Origin of the sequence: Pseudomonas sp. S10E 269, assembly GCF_002798465.1 — a bacterium.
Lineage (GTDB): Bacteria > Pseudomonadota > Gammaproteobacteria > Pseudomonadales > Pseudomonadaceae > Aquipseudomonas > Aquipseudomonas pergaminensis.
The window spans coordinates 3,113,951-3,132,106 of sequence record NZ_PHIJ01000001.1 but is presented as its reverse complement, the minus strand read 5'-3'; the positions used below and the strand labels follow the sequence as shown (position 1 = coordinate 3,132,106).

General features: G+C 61.8%; 15 protein-coding genes. 10 read left to right on the top strand and 5 right to left on the bottom strand.

Features of this window, described 5'->3' with window-relative positions; translation table 11 throughout:
* Positions 1-30: 30 nt before the first annotated feature.
* Together CWC48_RS14565 and CWC48_RS14560 are read right to left on the bottom strand one after the other, a co-directional pair.
* The gene (locus CWC48_RS14565) at positions 31-1,677 is read right to left on the bottom strand and encodes an acyl-CoA dehydrogenase family protein (RefSeq protein WP_100492096.1); all 1,647 of its coding nucleotides are present in this window, start codon (positions 1,675-1,677) and stop codon (positions 31-33) included.
* A gap of 68 nt (positions 1,678-1,745) precedes the next feature.
* A complete protein-coding gene (locus CWC48_RS14560; protein ID WP_100492094.1) occupies positions 1,746-4,136 on the bottom strand; it encodes a hybrid sensor histidine kinase/response regulator in 2,391 nt (796 codons plus the stop codon).
* 277 nt (positions 4,137-4,413) lie between these two features.
* Here CWC48_RS14560 and CWC48_RS14555 point away from each other — a divergent pair, with 277 nt between their 5' ends.
* From CWC48_RS14555 to CWC48_RS14540, 4 genes are all read left to right on the top strand, one after another.
* Positions 4,414-5,211 (top strand): hydroxymethylpyrimidine/phosphomethylpyrimidine kinase, encoded by a 798-nt coding sequence (locus CWC48_RS14555; RefSeq protein WP_049711392.1) that lies wholly within the window; start codon positions 4,414-4,416, stop codon positions 5,209-5,211.
* A gap of 18 nt (positions 5,212-5,229) precedes the next feature.
* Positions 5,230-5,859, top strand: a complete 630-nt coding sequence (gene thiE / locus CWC48_RS14550; protein ID WP_078050317.1) for a thiamine phosphate synthase — start codon at positions 5,230-5,232, stop codon at positions 5,857-5,859.
* Between the two features lie 11 nt (positions 5,860-5,870).
* Positions 5,871-7,154 (top strand): glutamate-1-semialdehyde 2,1-aminomutase, encoded by a 1,284-nt coding sequence (gene hemL / locus CWC48_RS14545; protein ID WP_078050318.1) that lies wholly within the window; start codon positions 5,871-5,873, stop codon positions 7,152-7,154.
* Positions 7,155-7,379: 225 nt separating this feature from the next.
* Positions 7,380-7,934 (top strand): tetratricopeptide repeat protein, encoded by a 555-nt coding sequence (locus CWC48_RS14540; protein WP_010206766.1) that lies wholly within the window; start codon positions 7,380-7,382, stop codon positions 7,932-7,934.
* Positions 7,935-8,062: 128 nt separating this feature from the next.
* On the opposite strand, the gene CWC48_RS14535 is transcribed toward CWC48_RS14540, so the two are convergent.
* A complete protein-coding gene (locus CWC48_RS14535; protein WP_003194436.1) occupies positions 8,063-8,389 on the bottom strand; it encodes a DUF1820 family protein in 327 nt (108 codons plus the stop codon).
* 131 nt (positions 8,390-8,520) lie between these two features.
* On the opposite strand from CWC48_RS14535, the gene miaB reads away from it, so the two are divergent.
* From miaB to lnt, 5 genes are all read left to right on the top strand, one after another.
* Complete coding sequence (gene miaB / locus CWC48_RS14530; protein ID WP_100492092.1) at positions 8,521-9,849, top strand: tRNA (N6-isopentenyl adenosine(37)-C2)-methylthiotransferase MiaB; 1,329 nt, start codon at positions 8,521-8,523, stop codon at positions 9,847-9,849.
* A 226-nt stretch (positions 9,850-10,075) separates the two neighbouring features.
* Positions 10,076-11,080, top strand: coding sequence for a PhoH family protein (locus CWC48_RS14525; RefSeq protein ID WP_078050321.1), 1,005 nt, complete (start codon positions 10,076-10,078; stop codon positions 11,078-11,080).
* The gene (gene ybeY, locus CWC48_RS14520) at positions 11,073-11,531 is read left to right on the top strand and encodes an rRNA maturation RNase YbeY (protein ID WP_078050322.1); all 459 of its coding nucleotides are present in this window, start codon (positions 11,073-11,075) and stop codon (positions 11,529-11,531) included. Before CWC48_RS14525 ends, ybeY begins: the two co-directional genes overlap by 8 nt.
* A 41-nt stretch (positions 11,532-11,572) precedes the next feature.
* Positions 11,573-12,412: an HlyC/CorC family transporter gene (locus CWC48_RS14515; protein WP_010206772.1), complete on the top strand. Its 840-nt coding sequence runs from the start codon at positions 11,573-11,575 to the stop codon at positions 12,410-12,412.
* A gap of 8 nt (positions 12,413-12,420) precedes the next feature.
* On the top strand, positions 12,421-13,944 hold the full coding sequence (gene lnt, locus CWC48_RS14510; protein WP_100492091.1) for an apolipoprotein N-acyltransferase: 1,524 nt from the start codon (positions 12,421-12,423) through the stop codon (positions 13,942-13,944).
* A gap of 123 nt (positions 13,945-14,067) precedes the next feature.
* Here the strand turns inward: lnt and CWC48_RS14505 are convergent, their stop codons facing one another.
* Together CWC48_RS14505 and CWC48_RS14500 are read right to left on the bottom strand one after the other, a co-directional pair.
* A complete protein-coding gene (locus tag CWC48_RS14505) occupies positions 14,068-14,829 on the bottom strand; it encodes a YdcF family protein (RefSeq protein WP_100492090.1) in 762 nt (253 codons plus the stop codon).
* 114 nt (positions 14,830-14,943) lie between these two features.
* Positions 14,944-15,261 (bottom strand): hypothetical protein, encoded by a 318-nt coding sequence (locus CWC48_RS14500; RefSeq protein WP_078050325.1) that lies wholly within the window; start codon positions 15,259-15,261, stop codon positions 14,944-14,946.
* Positions 15,262-15,523: 262 nt separating this feature from the next.
* On the opposite strand from CWC48_RS14500, the gene leuS reads away from it, so the two are divergent.
* Complete coding sequence (gene leuS / locus CWC48_RS14495; protein ID WP_078050326.1) at positions 15,524-18,130, top strand: leucine--tRNA ligase; 2,607 nt, start codon at positions 15,524-15,526, stop codon at positions 18,128-18,130.
* The last annotated feature ends 26 nt before the right edge of the window (positions 18,131-18,156 follow it).

The following is an 18,156-nucleotide window of genomic DNA, read 5'->3' as shown; positions in this document are numbered from 1 at the left end:
ATCCCCGTCAGACGCAAACTTTGAATGCAATCAACAAGGTGTGGACCTGGCGACAATCGCCGCCACGTCCACGCCACGCGGCAGGGTGCCATACACCCGACCGGACGCGTCGCCCAACCGGCTGGCGATAAACCCATCGCTCACCGCCTCATTCCCCGCCTCCAGTAGCAACTTGGCCTGCAACGCCACGGCGATGTCTTCGGTGAGCTGCCGCGCGCGGTATTGGATGTCCTGGGTGTCCATAAATGCCGACTTCAGTTGCTCGATATGCCGCGCCAGCAGACGGTCGCCATGCCCATCGCCCAATTCGACAAACAGTGCCTCCAACACACCCGGCTCTTTGGACAGCGCCCGCAGCACGTCCAGGCACTGCACGTTGCCCGAACCTTCCCACGTCGAGTTCACCGGTGCCTCACGGTACAGACGCGGCAGGATGCTGTCCTCGACATACCCGGCACCGCCCATGCACTCGGCGGCCTCGTTGATCATCGCCGGGGCGCGCTTGCAGATCCAATACTTGCCCACCGCCGTCACCAGCCGGGCGAACTTGGCTTCCTGCTCATCCCCCAGATGATCCAGCGCCCGGCCCATGCGCAGGCTCAGGGCCAGCGCGGATTCGCTTTCCAGTGCCAGGTCAGCCAGCACGTTTTGCATCAGCGGTTGCTCACTGAGCACGCGGCCACCCACGGAACGATGGGCACAATGATGGCTAGCCTGGGTCAGCGCCTGACGCATCAGCGCGCTGGAGCCGACCATGCAATCGAAGCGGGTCATGGCGACCATCTCGATGATGGTCGGCACACCACGGCCTTCTTCGCCGATCATCCAGGCCAGGGCGCCACGAAACTCCACTTCGCTGGAGGCATTGGAGCAGTTGCCGAGCTTGTTTTTCAGGCGCTGGATATAGAACTCGTTGCGCGTGTCATCCGGGCGGTGCCGGGGCAGCAGGAAACAGGTGAGGCCTTTGTCAGTCTGGGCCAGGGTCAGGAACGCATCGCACATCGGCGCCGAGCAGAACCACTTGTGGCCCACCAGCTCATACGCCTGGCCCGGGCCGCCGGCGCCCACCGGATAGGCGCGGGTGGTGTTGGCGCGCACGTCGGTGCCGCCCTGCTTCTCGGTCATGGCCATGCCGATCGTAGCGCCGGCCTTGTGGGCGATGCCGACGTTGCGTGGGTCATATTGGGTGTTGAGGATTTTCGGCAGCCAGGTGTCAGCCAGGTCCGGCTGCAAACGCAGGGCGGGCACGCAGGCGAAGGTCATGGTCAGCGGGCATCCGGTGCCGGCTTCGGCCTGGCTGTGCAAGTAAGTCATGGCGGCGCGGGCCACATGGGCACCAGGCTGCGGGTGCGCCCAGGGCAGCGAGGGCAGGCCATGTTCGACGGCAGCGCGCATCAGTTCGTGGTAAGCCGGGTGAAACTCCACCAGGTCGATGCGATGGCCATAGCGGTCATGGCTGCTGAACACGGGTTTGTTCTGGTTTGCCAGGAACCCGGCTTCCATCAACGGCCCGCCGGCCAGTGCACCGTAGGCATCGATGCGTTCCTGCGCCCAGCCGGCGCCAAAGCGGCGCGACCATTCCTGCAGAGGCAGATCGATACGGTACAGGTTGGTGCCATCCAGGGACGGCGGCTGGTTGGTGACGTCGTGGGTTTCGGCAAACTGATGCAGGTTCATGACGGGCCTCCTGAAAAAAGGCCACGTTCAGTTGAGGCCCGAATTTCAGTTAAGCACCGTCATACGGCTTAAAAAAGTGGCATACCCGCCGAATGTCCGGCGCTTTCGCCCTCTACCGGGCCCAGCAACCGGCGCTCCAACACCGCCTGCAGTGCCTCGAAACGCACCGGTTTGGCCAGGCGGTCCGAGACACCGACGCCGTGACAATGCTCGCGCTCCGACACATTCAGCGAGGTACTCAAGGCGATCACCGGCAGCTCACCGCAGCCAGGCAGTGCACGAATCTGGCAGCACAACGAAAACCCACCTTCGGGAATATCCAACAGCACCGCGTCGAAATTCCCACTCTGCAAGGCAGCCAAGGCATTCGCGCCGCTGTCCACGGTTTTCACCCGGTAACCCAGTTTGAGCAGCATGCCGCGCACGACCAGTTGGCCGACACTGTTGTCATCCACCAACAGCACCGCACACTCCTGAGGCGCGCGTTGCCGATGGGGCGCAGGCTTGGACTCGGCCGGCACCGGGCTGACTTCCACTTCCAGTTGGAAGCGGCTGCCTTTGCGGGGCTCGGAATGATGGGTGAGGCGCCCGCCCAGCAACTCGATCAGTTGTCGGCAGATGGCCAGGCCGATACCCAGGCCGCCGTACTCGCGCGTGGTGGAACCATCGAGCTGGAAGAAACGCTGGTACAGGGTCGCTTCATCGAGGAAAGCAAAGCCGATACCCGTGTCGGTGACGATAAAGCTCAGGCGCAAGCGACCGTCACTGTGGGGCACGCCGACCACACGCAGGCGAACCGAACCTTCGTGGGTGAATTTGAACGCGTTATCCAGCAGGCAGTCCAGGCATTGCAGCAGTTTGTCGACGTCACCTTGCACGCGGTCTGGCAGTTCGTCCGCCACGTCGATGGAAAACGCCAGGCCTTTGCTCTGGGCGCTGGCGCTGAACTGCTGGCGCAGCGTGTCGAGTGCGCCGCGCAGGCTGAACACCTGGGGCTGGGCGCTCAGGCGTCCGGCCTGCAGCTCGGTGAGGGTGAGGATGCCGTTGACCATGCGCATCATGTCCCGCGCCGAGCCGGCGGCGGTTTGCTGGTACTGCGCCAGGTCCGCATCCAAAGGCACGGTCTGCATCAGTTCGAGGGAGCCGATCACGCCGTTCATGGGGGTACGCAGTTCGTGGGTCAGGGTGGCGAGGAATTCATCCTTGAGCCGGTTGCTGCGGGCCAGTTGCTGGTTGAGTACTTCGAGCTTCTGGCTGGCGTCGAAGAGGATCTGCGCCTGTTGCTCGCGCATGCCGTTGATGCGGTCCGCCAGGGCCAGGGACAGCAGGGCCACTTCAATAGCCGAGCCGATCTGGCTGGCGTACATCGTCAGGAACATATTTGGCAAGTAGCCCAGCACCATCATCGTGTTGACGACCCCGCCCAGCAGGAACGCCGACCAGGCGATGATGAAGTAACGCGCCATGCGCTGCCCGCAATACCAGGCCTTGATGGCGGCCACGAAGATGGTCACGGTAAACACCAGCGCCAGGCCAGTCGCCAGGCGCAACGCCAAGGCGTAACTGGTCATCAGCGCCAGCAGCATCACCACGGCGCCGCAGCCCACCAGCCCAAGCAACAGACGATTGATCCAGCGGCTATGCTGGGCGGTGTGCAGGAAGCTGCGCGCAAACAGGCTACCGAACAGCGCTGCCGAGCCAATCAGGAACGGCACCGCGGCGTTGGTCCACCACGGGTTGTTCGGCCAGAAATACTCCGCGGCCACGCCGTTGACCGACAACTGGTACAGGCCGAACGAGGCGATATAAAGGATGTAATACAGGTAACTGGTGTCACGCACGCTCAGGTAGATGAACAGGTTGTAGATCAACATCCCCAGCAATACACCGTAGATCGCTCCCAGCACGTACAAGCGCAGCGGCTGCTCTTCCAGGTACGCGGTGCCGGACCAGAGCGTCAAGGGTGCCTGGATCGAGCCTTGGCTCTGGAGGCGCAGGTAGACGGTTTGCTGTTGGTCGGGCACAAAGTTGAGCTTGAACAAATAATTGCTCTGGCTCACTTGCCGGCTGGAAAACGGCAACGCGCTGCCGGTGCGGGCCGTGAGTCGATAGTTGCCGGTGGTGTCGCGCTGGTACAGGTCCAGACGGTTCAACGGCGGGTAGGCCAGTTCCAGGAACCAGGTGCGCGGGGATCGCGGGTCTTTGGCCAGGTAATGCAGGTCGACTTTAAGCCAGAACACCGAGTGTGAATAACCGGCATTGAGGGTGGCTTTGTCGTGAGTCTTGAACTGTGCGGCGTAGGTGGGGGATGTGACATCGGCGATGGTCAGGGCATCGGTCGGGTCTTCGAGCACTTGCATGGCTCGGCCCAACGGCAGGCTTCGCGTGTCCTGAGTGAACTCGATGGCGCTGGCGAGCATCGGCAGCCCGCACAACAATAAAATCAGCAAATAGCGCATAGAGCCCCAGCGTGGCCTGTCCGGTTATGTCAAAAAGCCCCCCATTCCTTTTGAGAAGACGTACACCGGCAATACAGTAAGTAGTTTGGATCCACTCTAGCATAGCCACTAAAGGCTATTGGACACCATTGAAATAATTTTTTGAAAGGCTCTAGAACAGGCCTTACAGAGGATTTTTGACGTTAAGCCACGCGCCAAAAAATCGTCGCCCACCCGGCAAAATTCAACCATCGCCAGACGGCCCCGCCAAAAGCGTTTGGTGGTAAGCTCGCGCACCATGAATATCTACAGCTCTCGCCCTGTTGTCCTCTGTCTCTCCGGCCATGATCCCAGTGGTGGCGCCGGCTTGCAGGCAGATATCGAAGCCCTGCTCGCCCAGGGTTGCCATGCGGCTCCGGCCGTCACCGCCCTGACCGTGCAGAACACGGTCAACGTCAGCGATTTCCGCGTGCTCGACCGCGAATGGGTACTGGCCCAGGCCAATGCCGTGCTCGGTGACTCCGAAGTGGCGGCGGTCAAGCTGGGTATGCTCGGTTCCACCGCGATGGTCGACACCGTGGTCGAACTGCTGCAGGCGCACCCGCACCTGCCGGTGGTGTGCGACCCGGTGCTGCGTGCCGGCGGCGGTGGCAGCCTGGGCAAGGACGAAGTCGGCTATGCGATGCGCGAGCGGTTGTTGCCGCTGTCACTGATCGCCACGCCGAACCTGCCCGAGGCACGCATCCTCGCCGAGCTGCCTGAGGGCACCGCAGACGAATGCGCCGAGAAGCTGCTGCCCTACATCAAGCACCTGTTGATTACCGGTGGCCACGGCGACGAGCACGAAGTGCACAACCGCCTCTACAGCCGCGATGGCACACGCCAGACCTTTACCTGCCAGCGCCTGCCCGGCAGTTATCACGGTTCGGGCTGTACGCTGGCCAGCGCACTGGCGGGTCGGATTGCCCAGGGCGAAGGGCTGGTGAGCGCCGTGCAATCAGCCCTCAACTACACTTGGCGCACCCTGCGTGACGCTGAACAACTCGGCCAGGGCCAGTTTGTACCGCGCCGGTTGCCGCTGGATTTCTGCTCTTAAGACCAAGAGGCCTGCCCGATGAAACTACGTGGCCTTTACGCCATTACCGACAGCCAACTGTTGGCCGGCAAATTCCTTGCCTACGTCGAAGCGGCGCTGGACGGTGGCCTGACCCTGCTGCAGTACCGCGACAAAAGCAACGACGAAGCCCGCCGGCTGCGCGAAGCAGAAAAGCTGCGGGAACTGTGCTCGCGCTACAAGACCCAGTTGATCATCAACGACGACGCTGAATTGGCCGCGCGCCTTGGCGTCGGCGTGCACCTGGGCCAGACCGACGGCCCACTGACCCCGGCCCGTGCGCTGCTCGGTTCCAAGGCCATCATCGGCTCGACCTGCCACAGCCAGATCGAACTGGCCGAGCAGGCGGCCAAGGAAGGCGCCAGCTATGTCGCCTTCGGCCGCTTCTTCAATTCCAATACCAAGCCAGGCGCCCCCGCCGCCACCGTCGAGATGCTGGCCCAGGCCCGCGCGCGCTTGCATTTGCCGATCTGTGTGATCGGCGGCATTACCCTTGAGAACGCCGAACCCTTGGTGGCCCACGGTGCCGACCTGCTGGCGGTGGTGCACGGCCTGTTTGGCGCCGACACGACCCAGGAAGTCACGCGCCGCGCGCGCGCGTTCAACGATCTGCTTAAAATTTCAGTTTAGAGAGCCCCATCATGTCCCGTTCCGAAACGCTGTTTGCCAATGCCCAGAAACACATCCCCGGCGGTGTGAACTCCCCCGTGCGTGCGTTCAAGAGCGTCGGCGGCACGCCGTTGTTCTTCAAGCATGCCGAAGGCGCCTACGTCACCGACGAAGATGACAAACGCTATGTGGACTACGTGGGTTCCTGGGGCCCGATGATCCTCGGCCACAGTCACCCGGACGTGCTGGACGCGGTGCGCAAGCAGCTGGAACACGGCCTTTCCTACGGTGCGCCGACCGCCATGGAAACAGAAATGGCGGATTTGGTATGCAGCATCGTGCCGTCGATGGAGATGGTGCGCATGGTCAGCTCGGGCACCGAAGCCACCATGAGCGCGATCCGCCTGGCCCGTGGTTTCACCGGCCGCGACAGCATCATCAAGTTCGAAGGCTGCTACCACGGCCATTCCGACAGCCTGCTGGTCAAGGCCGGTTCCGGCGCGCTGACCCAAGGCGTACCGAGCTCGGCCGGCGTACCGGCCGCGTTTGCCAAACACACCCTGACCCTGCCGTTCAACGACATCGCCGCCGTCGAGCAGATGCTCAGCGAAGTCGGCCAGGACGTCGCGTGCATCATCGTTGAGCCGGTAGCGGGCAACATGAACTGCGTACCGCCAGCGCCGGGCTTTCTCGAAGGCCTGCGCGAGCAATGCGATAAGCACGGCGTGGTACTGATTTTCGACGAAGTGATGACCGGTTTCCGCGTCGCCCTCGGTGGCGCCCAGGCGCACTACGGTGTCACGCCGGACCTGAGCACTTTCGGCAAGATCATCGGCGGCGGCATGCCAGTGGGCTGCTTCGGTGGCAAGCGTGAAATCATGCAGCACATCGCGCCACTGGGCCCGGTGTACCAGGCGGGCACTTTGTCGGGTAACCCGCTGGCCATGGCCGCCGGCCTGACCACCCTGCGCCTGATCAGCCGCCCGGGCTTCCACGCCGAGCTGACCGACTACACCACACGCCTGCTCGACGGCCTGCAACAGCGTGCCGATGCCGCCGGTATCCCGTTTGTTACCACCCAGGCGGGCGGGATGTTCGGCCTGTACTTCAGCGGCGCCGACGACATTGTCACCTTTGATGACGTGATGGGCAGCGATGCCGACTTGTTCAAACGCTTCTTCCACCTGATGCTGGAAGGCGGCGTGTACCTGGCACCAAGCGCTTTCGAAGCCGGCTTCACCTCGATCGCCCATGGCGACGCCGAGTTGAAACTGACCCTCGACGCCGCCGAACGCGCCTTCGCCGCACTGAAATAAAAGGCCGAAAAAATCAGGCACCGGCCAAACGGTGTCTGATTTGCTACTTTGCTTACAGAGATTTCCGAGTTTTTTCGAGAAATCACCTGCAATCCGGCAGATAACTTGCCCAAGCAGCAGAAAAACGAGTAAAGACTTTGTAAGCAGAGGCCTGCTTATTTCATAATGCGCGCTTATTGGATCCCCCGAGGGTCCGCGTGCCCCGTCAGAGGTAAGTCGATTCCCATGAAACGCACCGGCCGCACCCTGGTTCTGGGCTGCCTGTTGCTCCTTCAGCCGCTGCTGGCACATGCACAAGCAGGCGGCAACTCGTTGTTAATCCCAGCGATGGGTCGTTGCACCCTCAATACCCAGCCAGACAGCCAGGCCGAAGCGCTGAGCGCGTGCCAGAAACAGGCCGATGGTGGGGATGCGCAGGCGCAATACGAGTTGGGCGAGTACTTCCACGACAGCAAAAACCCTGCCCGCGACCTCAACAAAGCCTTGAGCTACTTCGAGAAAGCCTCGTTGCAGGGCCACGCCCAGGCGCAATTCGAACTGGGCAACATGTTCTTCAAAGGCGAAGGCGTGCCGGCCAATAACGTCCAGGCCTACATCGTGCTGAAAATGGCCGCGGTCAACGGCGCCGAAGACGCACTGGACACTGCCGACGAAGTCGCCGAGCACATGCAGCGCGATGAGTTGGAAGTGGCCACCCAGGTACTGGGCCAGATTTTCCGCAACTACCTGCAGGAATTGCAGAGTGCCGATGGGCGCTCGCCCTTCTCACCCCTGCCCTGAATTCATCTAGACCCTTCTATCGCTATCGCAGGCAAGCCAGCTCCCACACTCGATCGAGTTCCAGCATAGGAATGCGGCCAACTGTGGGAGCTGGCTTGCCTGCGATGGGCGCGACGCGGTCTGAAGCCCTACTTCTCAGGCATCGGCATCGGAAACGGCATCACATTGCTGGTGCCCCGTGCCTCGCTGATCTTCGGCGTGCCCAGGCGCTCGACTTCATCGATGCGAACAATCGAATGCATCGGCACAAAACTGCGCACCACGCCTTCAAACTGAGCCTTGAGTTTCTCTTCGCCCGGGTCGACGACCAATTGGGTGCGCTCGCCAAAGACGAACTCTTCCACCTCCAGGAAACCCCACAGATCGCTCTGATAGATCTGCTTGGCGTACATTTCGAACACCTGGCCCTGGTTGAGGAAAATCACCTTGTAGATTGGAGCTTCACGTTTGGTCATGGTGGGCGAACAACACATCGGGGATATAAAAGAGGGCGCGAACTATAGCATGGCACCCGATGCACAACGCTAGGAACCAATGGGCATGCCCCCTATAATGCGCGGTTCTTTACCACCAGTTGACGATCCCCATGGCCAAGAAGCTTTACATCGAAACCCACGGTTGCCAGATGAACGAGTACGACAGCTCGCGCATGGTCGATCTGCTGGGCGAACACCAGGCCCTGGAAGTCACCGCCCGCGCCGAAGATGCCGACGTGATCCTGCTCAATACCTGCTCGATCCGCGAACGGGCACAGGACCGTGTGTACTCGCAGCTGGGCCGCTGGCGCGAATTGAAACTGGCCAACCCGGACATGGTGATCGCCGTCGGCGGTTGCGTGGCCAGCCAGGAAGGCGCCGCGATCCGCGACCGCGCGCCCTATGTCGACGTGGTCTTCGGCCCGCAGACCCTGCACCGCTTGCCGGAAATGATCGACGCCGCACGCTTCACCAAGCTGCCGCAGGTCGACGTGTCGTTCCCGGAAATCGAAAAATTCGACCACTTGCCCGAGCCACGTATCGATGGGCCAAGCGCCTACGTGTCGGTCATGGAAGGCTGCAGCAAGTACTGCACCTTCTGCGTGGTGCCTTACACCCGTGGCGAAGAAGTCAGTCGGCCGTTTGACGACGTACTGTCGGAAATCATCCACCTGGCCGAAAACGGCGTGCGCGAAGTGACCCTGCTGGGCCAGAACGTCAACGGTTACCGTGGCCTCACCGACGATGGCCGCCTGGCCGACCTGGCGGAGCTGATCCGCGTGGTGGCTGCCGTGGACGGTATCGAGCGGATTCGCTACACCACCTCGCACCCGCTGGAGTTCTCCGACAGCCTGATCCAGGCCCACGCGGAAGTGCCGGAACTGGTCAAGCACCTGCACCTGCCGGTGCAATCGGGTTCGGACCGCATCCTGGCGGCCATGAAGCGCAACCACACCGCCCTGGAATACAAATCCAAACTGCGCAAATTGCGCGCGGCGGTGCCGGGTATCTGCATCAGTTCGGACTTTATCGTCGGCTTCCCCGGTGAAACCGAAAAAGACTTCGAGCAGACCATGAAGTTGATCGAGGACGTCGGTTTCGACTTCTCTTATTCATTCGTCTACAGCCAGCGCCCCGGCACCCCGGCCGCCGACCTGGCGGATGACACCCCGGAAGCGCTGAAAAAAGAGCGTCTCAATGCCCTGCAACATCGCTTGAACCAGCAGGGTTTCGAGATCAGCCGACAAATGGTCGGTTCCACCCAGCGCATCCTGGTCACCGACTACTCGAAAAAAGACCCGGGCGAGCTGCAGGGCCGTACCGAAAACAACCGAATCGTAAACTTCCGTTGCGATAATCCGACCCTGATCGGCCAGTTTGCCGACGTGCACATCGATGCGGCGCAGCCTCATTCGTTGCGTGGGTCGTTGATCCCGTAACCCATCGGTATCATTGACTGACGGAGATCAAAATGTGGGAGCGGGCTTGCTCGCGAAGGCGGCGGTTCAGTCGATACATGCATTGGCTGACCCAACGCCTTCGCGAGCAAGCCCGCTCCCACATTTGGACCGCGCAGCATTCCGATAACGTAAGTGCTTTCGTACCCGCGCCACTGGCGTTATTCTCTCTTTCACCTCAACAGCCAAAGGGCGGCTAAAAGCGACCTTGAACGCACCCACAGTAGAACCCCATCGTTTTCTCCTCGAGCCCTTTGAGGCTCGCCGTTTCGCCAACCTGTGCGGACAGTTCGACGAGCACCTGCGCTTGATCGAACAACGCCTGAGCATCGAGATCCGCAACCGCGGCAATCAGTTCGAGCTCATTGGTGAACCTCAACACACCACGTCCGCAGAAAACCTGCTGCGCCGTCTCTACCGCGAAACCAAGGGCAGTGAGCTGTCTCCGGAAACGGTGCACCTGTACCTGCAGGAATCGGCGGTGGAAGACCTGGCCAACAACCCTGTGGCCGAAGCCAGCGTGGCCCTGCGGACCAAAAAAGGCATGATTCGCCCACGCGGCTTGAATCAGCAGAAGTACGTCAAGGAAATCCTCGGCAACGACATCAACTTCGGCATCGGCCCAGCCGGTACCGGCAAGACCTACCTGGCCGTGGCCTGTGCGGTCGACGCCCTGGAGCGCGAGCAAGTACGCCGCATCCTGCTGGTGCGCCCGGCGGTCGAGGCTGGCGAAAAGCTCGGCTTCCTGCCCGGCGACCTGGCCCAGAAGATCGACCCGTACCTGCGCCCGCTCTACGACGCACTCTACGAGATGCTCGGCTTTGAGTACGTAGCCAAGCTGATCGAGCGCCAGGTGATCGAGATCGCCCCGCTGGCCTACATGCGCGGCCGCACCCTGAACAACAGCTTCATCATCCTCGACGAAAGCCAGAACACTACCGTCGAGCAAATGAAGATGTTCCTCACCCGGATCGGTTTCGGCTCCACCGCCGTGATCACCGGCGACGTCACCCAGGTCGACCTGCCCAAGGGCACCAAGTCAGGCCTGGCCCAGGTGATCGAGGTGCTCAAGGACGTGCCGGGCATCAGCTTCACGCACTTCATGCCCAAGGACGTGGTCCGCCACCCGCTGGTGCAGCGCATTGTCGAGGCCTACGAGCGCTTCGACCATCGCGACGACGCGCCGGCCAAGGACGTTCGCCGCGATGCTTGAGCTAGACCTGCAACTGGCCACCGAAGCGCCCGCACCCAGCGAAGCCCAGTTCCGTCAATGGTGCGCCCTGGCCCTGCGCCAGCGTACCGCCGACTCGGAACTGACCATTCGCCTGGTCGACGAGCCCGAGGGCCGCGAGCTGAACCACACCTGGCGCCAGAAGGATTACGCGACCAACGTGCTGTCCTTCCCCGCCGACGTGCCGGATGAACTGCTGGATATCCCCTTGCTGGGCGACCTGGTCATCTGTGTCGAGGTGGTGGAGCGCGAGGCGAAGGAACAAGGCAAGGAACTAGAAGCCCATTGGGCCCATCTAGTCATCCACGGCTGCTTGCATCTCTTGGGTTACGACCATATAGACGATGATGAAGCCGAGGAAATGGAAACACTGGAACAAACGTTGCTTGCAGAATTGGGTCATCCGGACCCTTATGCAGACGACGACGTTTAAAAACACTCAACTGTAACAATAAAGGATTCAGAGTAATCGCTATGAGCGAAGACCGATCGAGCAACGGGCAGAAGTCATGGCTGGGTAAACTGACCCAGGCTTTTGCCCACGAGCCGAAAAACCGCCAGGAGCTGCTTGAGCTGCTGCGCGAGGCCCATCAGAACAAGTTGCTGGACAGCGAAGCGCTGGCCATCGTCGAAGGCGCCATCCAGGTGGCTGACCTGCAAGTACGCGACATCATGGTCCCGCGCTCGCAGATGATCAGCATCAAGGCGACCCAGACCCCACGGGAGTTTCTCCCGGCCGTGATCGACTCGGCGCACTCGCGCTACCCGGTGATCGGTGAAAGCCATGACGACGTCATGGGTGTCCTGCTGGCCAAGGACCTGCTGCCGCTGATCCTCAAGGAGAACGGCGACAGCTTCAACATCAAGGACCTGCTGCGTCCGGCCACCTTCGTGCCTGAATCCAAGCGCCTGAACGTGTTGCTGCGTGAGTTCCGCGCCAACCACAATCACATGGCCATTGTGATCGACGAATACGGCGGCGTGGCCGGCCTGGTGACCATTGAAGACGTGCTGGAACAGATCGTCGGCGACATCGAAGACGAACATGACGTCGAAGAAGACAGCTACATCAAGCCGCTGCCCAGCGGTGACTTCCTGATCAAGGCGCTGACGCCGATCGAGAACTTCAACGAGTTCTTCGACAGCGAATTCTCCGACGACGAGTTCGACACCGTCGGCGGCCTGGTGATGAGTGCGTTCGGGCACCTGCCCAAGCGTAACGAAACCACCGAGATCGGCGCTTATCGCTTCCGCATCCTGAATGCCGATAGCCGCAGGATCCATCTGATCCGCCTGACACCCATTGCCCGCTAAGGAATGACATGCAGCGCCTAACCCGCCCCGGCTGGCCCGGTAATCTGCTGGCCGTGGTGGCCGGCGCCATCACCACCCTGGCGCTGGCGCCGTTCGACCTGTGGCCGTTTGCGCTGGTCGCGGTCGGCGTGTTCTACGTGGGGCTGCGGGACCTGAGCCCGCGCCAGGCCCTGGGGCGTGGTTGGTGTTTTGGTTTCGGCCTGTTCGGCGCCGGCACCAGCTGGATCTACTACAGCATCCACCATTTCGGCGGCGCTTCGGTGCTGCTGGCCGGGTTCTTGATGCTGCTGTTCACCGCCGCGATTGCCTGGTTCTTCGCCCTGCCCGCCTGGCTGTGGGCCCGCTGGTTGCGTCGCAATGAAGCGCCATTGGCCGATGCGCTGACGTTCGCCGCGCTGTGGGTGGGCCAGGAAGCGTTTCGCGGCTGGTTCCTGACCGGGTTCCCGTGGTTGTACTCCGGCTACAGCCAACTCGACGGTCCGCTGACGGGCTTGGCCCCAGTGGGCGGCATGTGGCTGATTTCCTTTGCCTTGGCACTCACGGCAGCCTTGCTGTGCAACCTGCCGCGCCTGCTCGCTGGCAAGCGCAACGCATTTATCGGTGCGGGCCTGGTGTTGCTGGTTGCGCCCTGGGCCATCGGCCTGGCGCTCAAGCACCACGCCTGGACGGCGCCTTCGGGTGCGCCACTGACCGTAGCGGCCATCCAGGGCAATGTCGAACAAAGCATGAAATGGGACCCGGAGCAGCTCAACGCACAGCTCGCGCTGTACCGCGACATGAGCTTCAGCTCCAAGCCCGTCGACCTATTGGTGTGGCCAGAAACAGCAGTGCCGGTGCTCAAGGAGTCTGTCGAGGGCTACTTGGGCATGATGGGCAAATTCGCCGCCGACCGGCACACCGCGCTGATCACCGGCGTGCCGATCCGCCAGGAAGTGCATCACCAGAAGCGCTACTTCAACGGCATCACCGTGGTCGGCGAAGGCGACGGCACCTACCTCAAGCAGAAACTGGTGCCGTTCGGCGAATACGTGCCGCTGCAGGACATGCTGCGCGGCTTGATCGCTTTCTTCGACCTGCCGATGTCGGACTTCGCGCGCGGCCCGTCCGACCAGGCGATGCTGCAGGCCAAGGGCTATCAGATTGCGCCGTTCATTTGCTACGAAGTGGTGTACCCGGAATTCGCTGCCGGCCTGTCAGCCCAGAGCGATCTGTTGCTGACCATCAGCAACGACACCTGGTTCGGCCGCTCCATCGGCCCGCTGCAGCACCTGCAAATGGCACAGATGCGTGCGCTGGAAGCCGGCCGCTGGATGATCCGCGCCACCAACAATGGCGTGACCGGCCTGATCAACCCGTTTGGGCAGATTACCGCGCAGATCCCGCAATTCGAGCGCGGCATCCTTTACGGGGAAGTGGTGCCGATGCACAACCTTACGCCGTACCTGCAATGGCGTTCGTGGCCGTTGATCATTGTGTGCCTGGGGCTGTTTGGCTGGGCGCTGCTGGCGGGCCGGATGTCCAAGACCGTTTGACCGACAGGCACATGACAATGTGGGAGCTGGCGGGCCTGCGATAGCGGTCGGTCAGCCAGCAAATGTGCCGGCCGGCAGTCTGCCATCGCAGGCAAGCCAGCGCCCACATTTGCATATGCGGTGTTATCGGTAGAACAATCGGTAACCTATCTGCCCCGCCGCTTCATTGATCAACTGCCCGCTGCGCCACACCGCTACAAACTCCGGCATCCACCCGCCCAGCAGCCTGGCGTTGTCCACCCCCAGAAACCCCACGGGCGCCGGCACCACGGTAAAGCCAGCCTTCTCGAAGCTCCACACCGAACGCGGCATGTGCCAGGCCTGGGTCACCACCACCACGCGCTTGATCCCCTCCGGCAGCAGAATCTCGGCGCTCATCTGCGCATTTTCCCAAGTGGTACGGCTGCGTTCTTCTTTCCAGCGCACCGCCACGCCGAAGTCATCCTGCATCGACACGGCCATCAACTCGGCCTCGCTGGGCGGCGTGCCGTAATGCAGGCCGCCGGTGGTCAGCACTGGCAACCCGGAGGCCTTGGCCAGTCGTGCGGCGTAACGCTGACGCTCCAGGCCGGTACCGGTGGGTTGGTCGGTGCCCCACGCCGGGTCACCGCGCTCACGCCCCGACCCCAACACCACGATGGCATCGGCACGCTGGGCCAGGGTGCTCCAGTCCTCGCGGGCCAGCGGCGGCTCGGTTTCCAGGGCACGAGCCCCCCACTCCACCATCACCGGCAGGCTGATCAGCCACATACCGCCCAGGCCCAGGGCAAAGCAGCACGCGGCCAAGCGCGGGCGGCTGCGACGAAACCACCAGGCAAGGGCCAACAGCAGCAAGAGAATGCCGGGCGGCAGGAGCAGTTGTTTGATGAAGTAACGAATAGGCATCGGGCATCTCCATAGATGCCCGAAGCCTAAGGTGTAACGGGGTTTAGCGACAATCTTTACGGTGACCTGTCTTGCAGTGACATAGAGCGATGATGCAGTTCAGGGGGGAGTGAATTACTTGTAGCGGGCGGACCGGAGCTTTTCCGGGCCACGACCGGCCGACAAGTCCTTGAGCCACACCACCTTGGCTGAATGCGTAGGCTCCTTGACTGGCGGGGTTGCCACCCAGGGAGGCGCACTGCGCCCATTGCGTTCCAGATAAGCGTTGATCAGTTCCAGCTCCGCGCGGCTAAGCCCACGCAGTTCCAACTCAACAGGCCGTTCATCACGCAATCGGCCCGCTGTCCTCGCTGCATCCAATGCACGACCCAATCGGTCGATCAGTCCTTCGTAGATATCCGGTTTCGTTACGATTCGCTGCGATTCAACCATCCCCTCACCTCATTGAAGATATGACTCACTCCCCAATAAACAGCGTAGCCCCCATGGCTGCACCTGCCTGGCGCCGCGACAGACGGCCCTGCCGGCGCAATCAGGGTTTCCCTCGATAGAGTGGGGTCATGTATGCTACGGCGCTTCCTGTAACTCCACTTCCCGCAGGGTTTGGGCACGGACGCGCCGCTTTTTGGTGTCGATCAACCTGAATGTTGCACCGAAGAGGATTAGGCCACCCCTATTCAGTTCAAAAGTAGCCATGCACGAACAATATCAGCCCCGTGAAATAGAAAATGCCGCCCAAACCTTCTGGGACGAGCAAAAGTCCTTTGAAGTCAGTGAACAGCCAGGCAAGGAGACTTACTACTGCCTATCGATGTTCCCTTACCCCAGCGGCAAGCTACACATGGGGCACGTGCGTAACTACACCATCGGCGACGTGATTTCCCGTTACCAGCGCATGCAAGGCAAGAACGTCCTGCAACCCATGGGTTGGGACGCCTTCGGCATGCCGGCAGAAAACGCCGCGATGAAAAACAACGTGGCCCCCGCCAAGTGGACCTACGAAAACATCGCCTACATGAAGAGCCAGCTGCGCAGCCTGGGCCTGGCGGTGGACTGGTCCCGCGAAGTGACCACCTGCAAGCCGGACTACTACCGCTGGGAACAATGGCTGTTCACGCGCCTGTTCGAAAAAGGTGTGATCTACAAGAAAAGCGGCACCGTGAACTGGGACCCGATCGACCAGACCGTACTGGCCAACGAACAAGTGATCGACGGTCGCGGCTGGCGTTCCGGCGCGCTGATCGAAAAGCGCGAAATCCCGATGTATTACTTCAAGATCACCGCCTACGCGGATGAGCTCTTGTCGAGCCTCGACGACCTGCCGGGCTGGCCTGAACAGGTCAAGACCATGCAGCGCAACTGGATCGGCAAGTCCAAGGGCATGGAAGTGCAGTTTCCGTACAACGTTGACTCGATCGGCGAAGCGGGCGCACTCAAAGTCTTCACCACCCGCCCAGATACACTGATGGGCGCGACCTACGTCGCTGTGGCCGCCGAACACCCGCTGGCCACCCAGGCTGCACAGAACAACCCTGAGCTGCAGGCTTTCATCGCCGAATGCAAAGGCGGCAGCGTGGCCGAGGCCGACGTCGCCACCCAGGAGAAAAAAGGCCTGCCGACCGGCCTGTTCGTCGAGCACCCGCTCACCGGTGAAAAGCTGCCGGTATGGGTCGCCAACTACGTGTTGATGCACTACGGCGATGGCGCCGTCATGGCTGTACCGGCTCACGACGAGCGCGATTTCGAATTCGCCACCAAGTACAGCCTGCCGATCAAATCCGTGGTGCGCACCAGTTCGGGCGACACCAACCCGGCCCCGTGGCAAGACGCCTACGGCGAGCACGGTGAGCTGATCAATTCCGGCGAGTTTGATGGCCTGGACTTCCAAGGCGCCTTCGACGCCATCGAAGTCGCCTTGATCAAGAAAAACCTCGGTGCCTCGCGCACCCAGTTCCGCCTGCGCGACTGGGGTATCAGCCGCCAGCGCTACTGGGGCTGCCCGATCCCGATCATCCATTGCGAAAGCTGTGGCGACGTGCCAGTACCGGAAGACCAACTGCCAGTCGTCCTGCCGGAAGACGTGGTGCCGGACGGCGCCGGTTCGCCATTGGCGCGCATGCCCGAGTTCTACGAGTGCAACTGCCCGAAATGCGGCCAGCCTGCCAAGCGTGAAACCGACACCATGGACACCTTCGTCGAGTCCTCGTGGTACTACGCCCGCTACGCCTCGCCGCACTATGAGGGCGGCCTGGTAGAAAAATCCGCGGCTGACCACTGGCTGCCGGTGGACCAGTACATCGGCGGTATCGAACACGCCATCCTTCACCTGTTGTACGCGCGCTTCTTCCACAAGCTGATGCGTGACGAAGGCCTGGTGAGCTCCGATGAGCCGTTCAAGAACCTGCTGACCCAGGGCATGGTGGTCGCCGAGACTTACTATCGCCGCGAAGCCAATGGCGCCTACACCTGGTTCAACCCGGCGGACGTCGAGCTTGAGCGCGACAGCAAAGCCAAGGTCATCAGCGCCAAGCTGATCGCCGACGGCCTGCCGGTGGAAATCGGCGGCACCGAGAAGATGGCCAAGTCGAAGAACAACGGCGTTGACCCGCAGTCGATGATCGATCAGTTCGGCGCCGACACCTGCCGCCTGTTCATGATGTTCGCCTCGCCGCCTGACATGAGCGCCGAATGGTCCGACTCGGGCGTTGAAGGCTCGCACCGTTTCCTCAAGCGCGTCTGGCGCCTGGCGCACGCCCACATCAGCCAGGGCCTGCCGGGCAAACTGGACGTGGCAGCCTTGAGCGACGAGCAGAAGCTCATTCGCCGCAGTACCCACCTGGCCATTAAGCAAGCCAGCCAGGACGTGGGCCAGAACCACAAATTCAACACCGCCATCGCCCAAGTGATGACGCTGATGAACGTGCTGGAAAAAGCGCCACAGGTCACTGAGCAGGACCGTGCGCTGGTACAGGAAGGCCTGGAAACGGTCACCCTGCTGCTGGCCCCGATCACGCCGCACATCAGCCACGACCTGTGGAACCGCCTGGGCCACAGCGACGCCGTCATCGATGCGCGCTGGCCGGTACAGGATGACAGCGCCCTGGTACAGGACACGCTGCAACTGGTGATCCAGGTCAACGGTAAACTGCGTGGCCAGATCGACATGCCGGCCACCGCCAGCCGCGAAGACGTCGAGGCGGCTGCCCGCGTCAACGAGAACGTGCTGCGCTTTACCGAAGGCCTGACGATCCGCAAAGTGATCGTGGTGCCTGGCAAACTGGTCAATATCGTCGCTAGCTAATCGGATCGGGCGCAGGGCTTGAGCCC

What these genes read in the sequence shown, in the direction of transcription:
- CWC48_RS14540 (WP_010206766.1), top strand. Translation starts at nt 7,380, where the DNA reads ATGAAACGCACCGGCCGCACCCTGGTTCTGGGCTGCCTGTTGCTCCTT.
- CWC48_RS14565 (WP_100492096.1), bottom strand. Translation starts at nt 1,677, where the DNA reads ATGAACCTGCATCAGTTTGCCGAAACCCACGACGTCACCAACCAGCCG.
- CWC48_RS14560 (WP_100492094.1), bottom strand. Translation starts at nt 4,136, where the DNA reads ATGCGCTATTTGCTGATTTTATTGTTGTGCGGGCTGCCGATGCTCGCC.
- miaB (WP_100492092.1), top strand. Translation starts at nt 8,521, where the DNA reads ATGGCCAAGAAGCTTTACATCGAAACCCACGGTTGCCAGATGAACGAG.
- CWC48_RS14555 (WP_049711392.1), top strand. Translation starts at nt 4,414, where the DNA reads ATGAATATCTACAGCTCTCGCCCTGTTGTCCTCTGTCTCTCCGGCCAT.
- CWC48_RS14505 (WP_100492090.1), bottom strand. Translation starts at nt 14,829, where the DNA reads ATGCCTATTCGTTACTTCATCAAACAACTGCTCCTGCCGCCCGGCATT.
- leuS (WP_078050326.1), top strand. Translation starts at nt 15,524, where the DNA reads ATGCACGAACAATATCAGCCCCGTGAAATAGAAAATGCCGCCCAAACC.
- thiE (WP_078050317.1), top strand. Translation starts at nt 5,230, where the DNA reads ATGAAACTACGTGGCCTTTACGCCATTACCGACAGCCAACTGTTGGCC.
- CWC48_RS14500 (WP_078050325.1), bottom strand. Translation starts at nt 15,261, where the DNA reads ATGGTTGAATCGCAGCGAATCGTAACGAAACCGGATATCTACGAAGGA.
- hemL (WP_078050318.1), top strand. Translation starts at nt 5,871, where the DNA reads ATGTCCCGTTCCGAAACGCTGTTTGCCAATGCCCAGAAACACATCCCC.
- lnt (WP_100492091.1), top strand. Translation starts at nt 12,421, where the DNA reads ATGCAGCGCCTAACCCGCCCCGGCTGGCCCGGTAATCTGCTGGCCGTG.
- ybeY (WP_078050322.1), top strand. Translation starts at nt 11,073, where the DNA reads ATGCTTGAGCTAGACCTGCAACTGGCCACCGAAGCGCCCGCACCCAGC.
- CWC48_RS14515 (WP_010206772.1), top strand. Translation starts at nt 11,573, where the DNA reads ATGAGCGAAGACCGATCGAGCAACGGGCAGAAGTCATGGCTGGGTAAA.
- CWC48_RS14535 (WP_003194436.1), bottom strand. Translation starts at nt 8,389, where the DNA reads ATGACCAAACGTGAAGCTCCAATCTACAAGGTGATTTTCCTCAACCAG.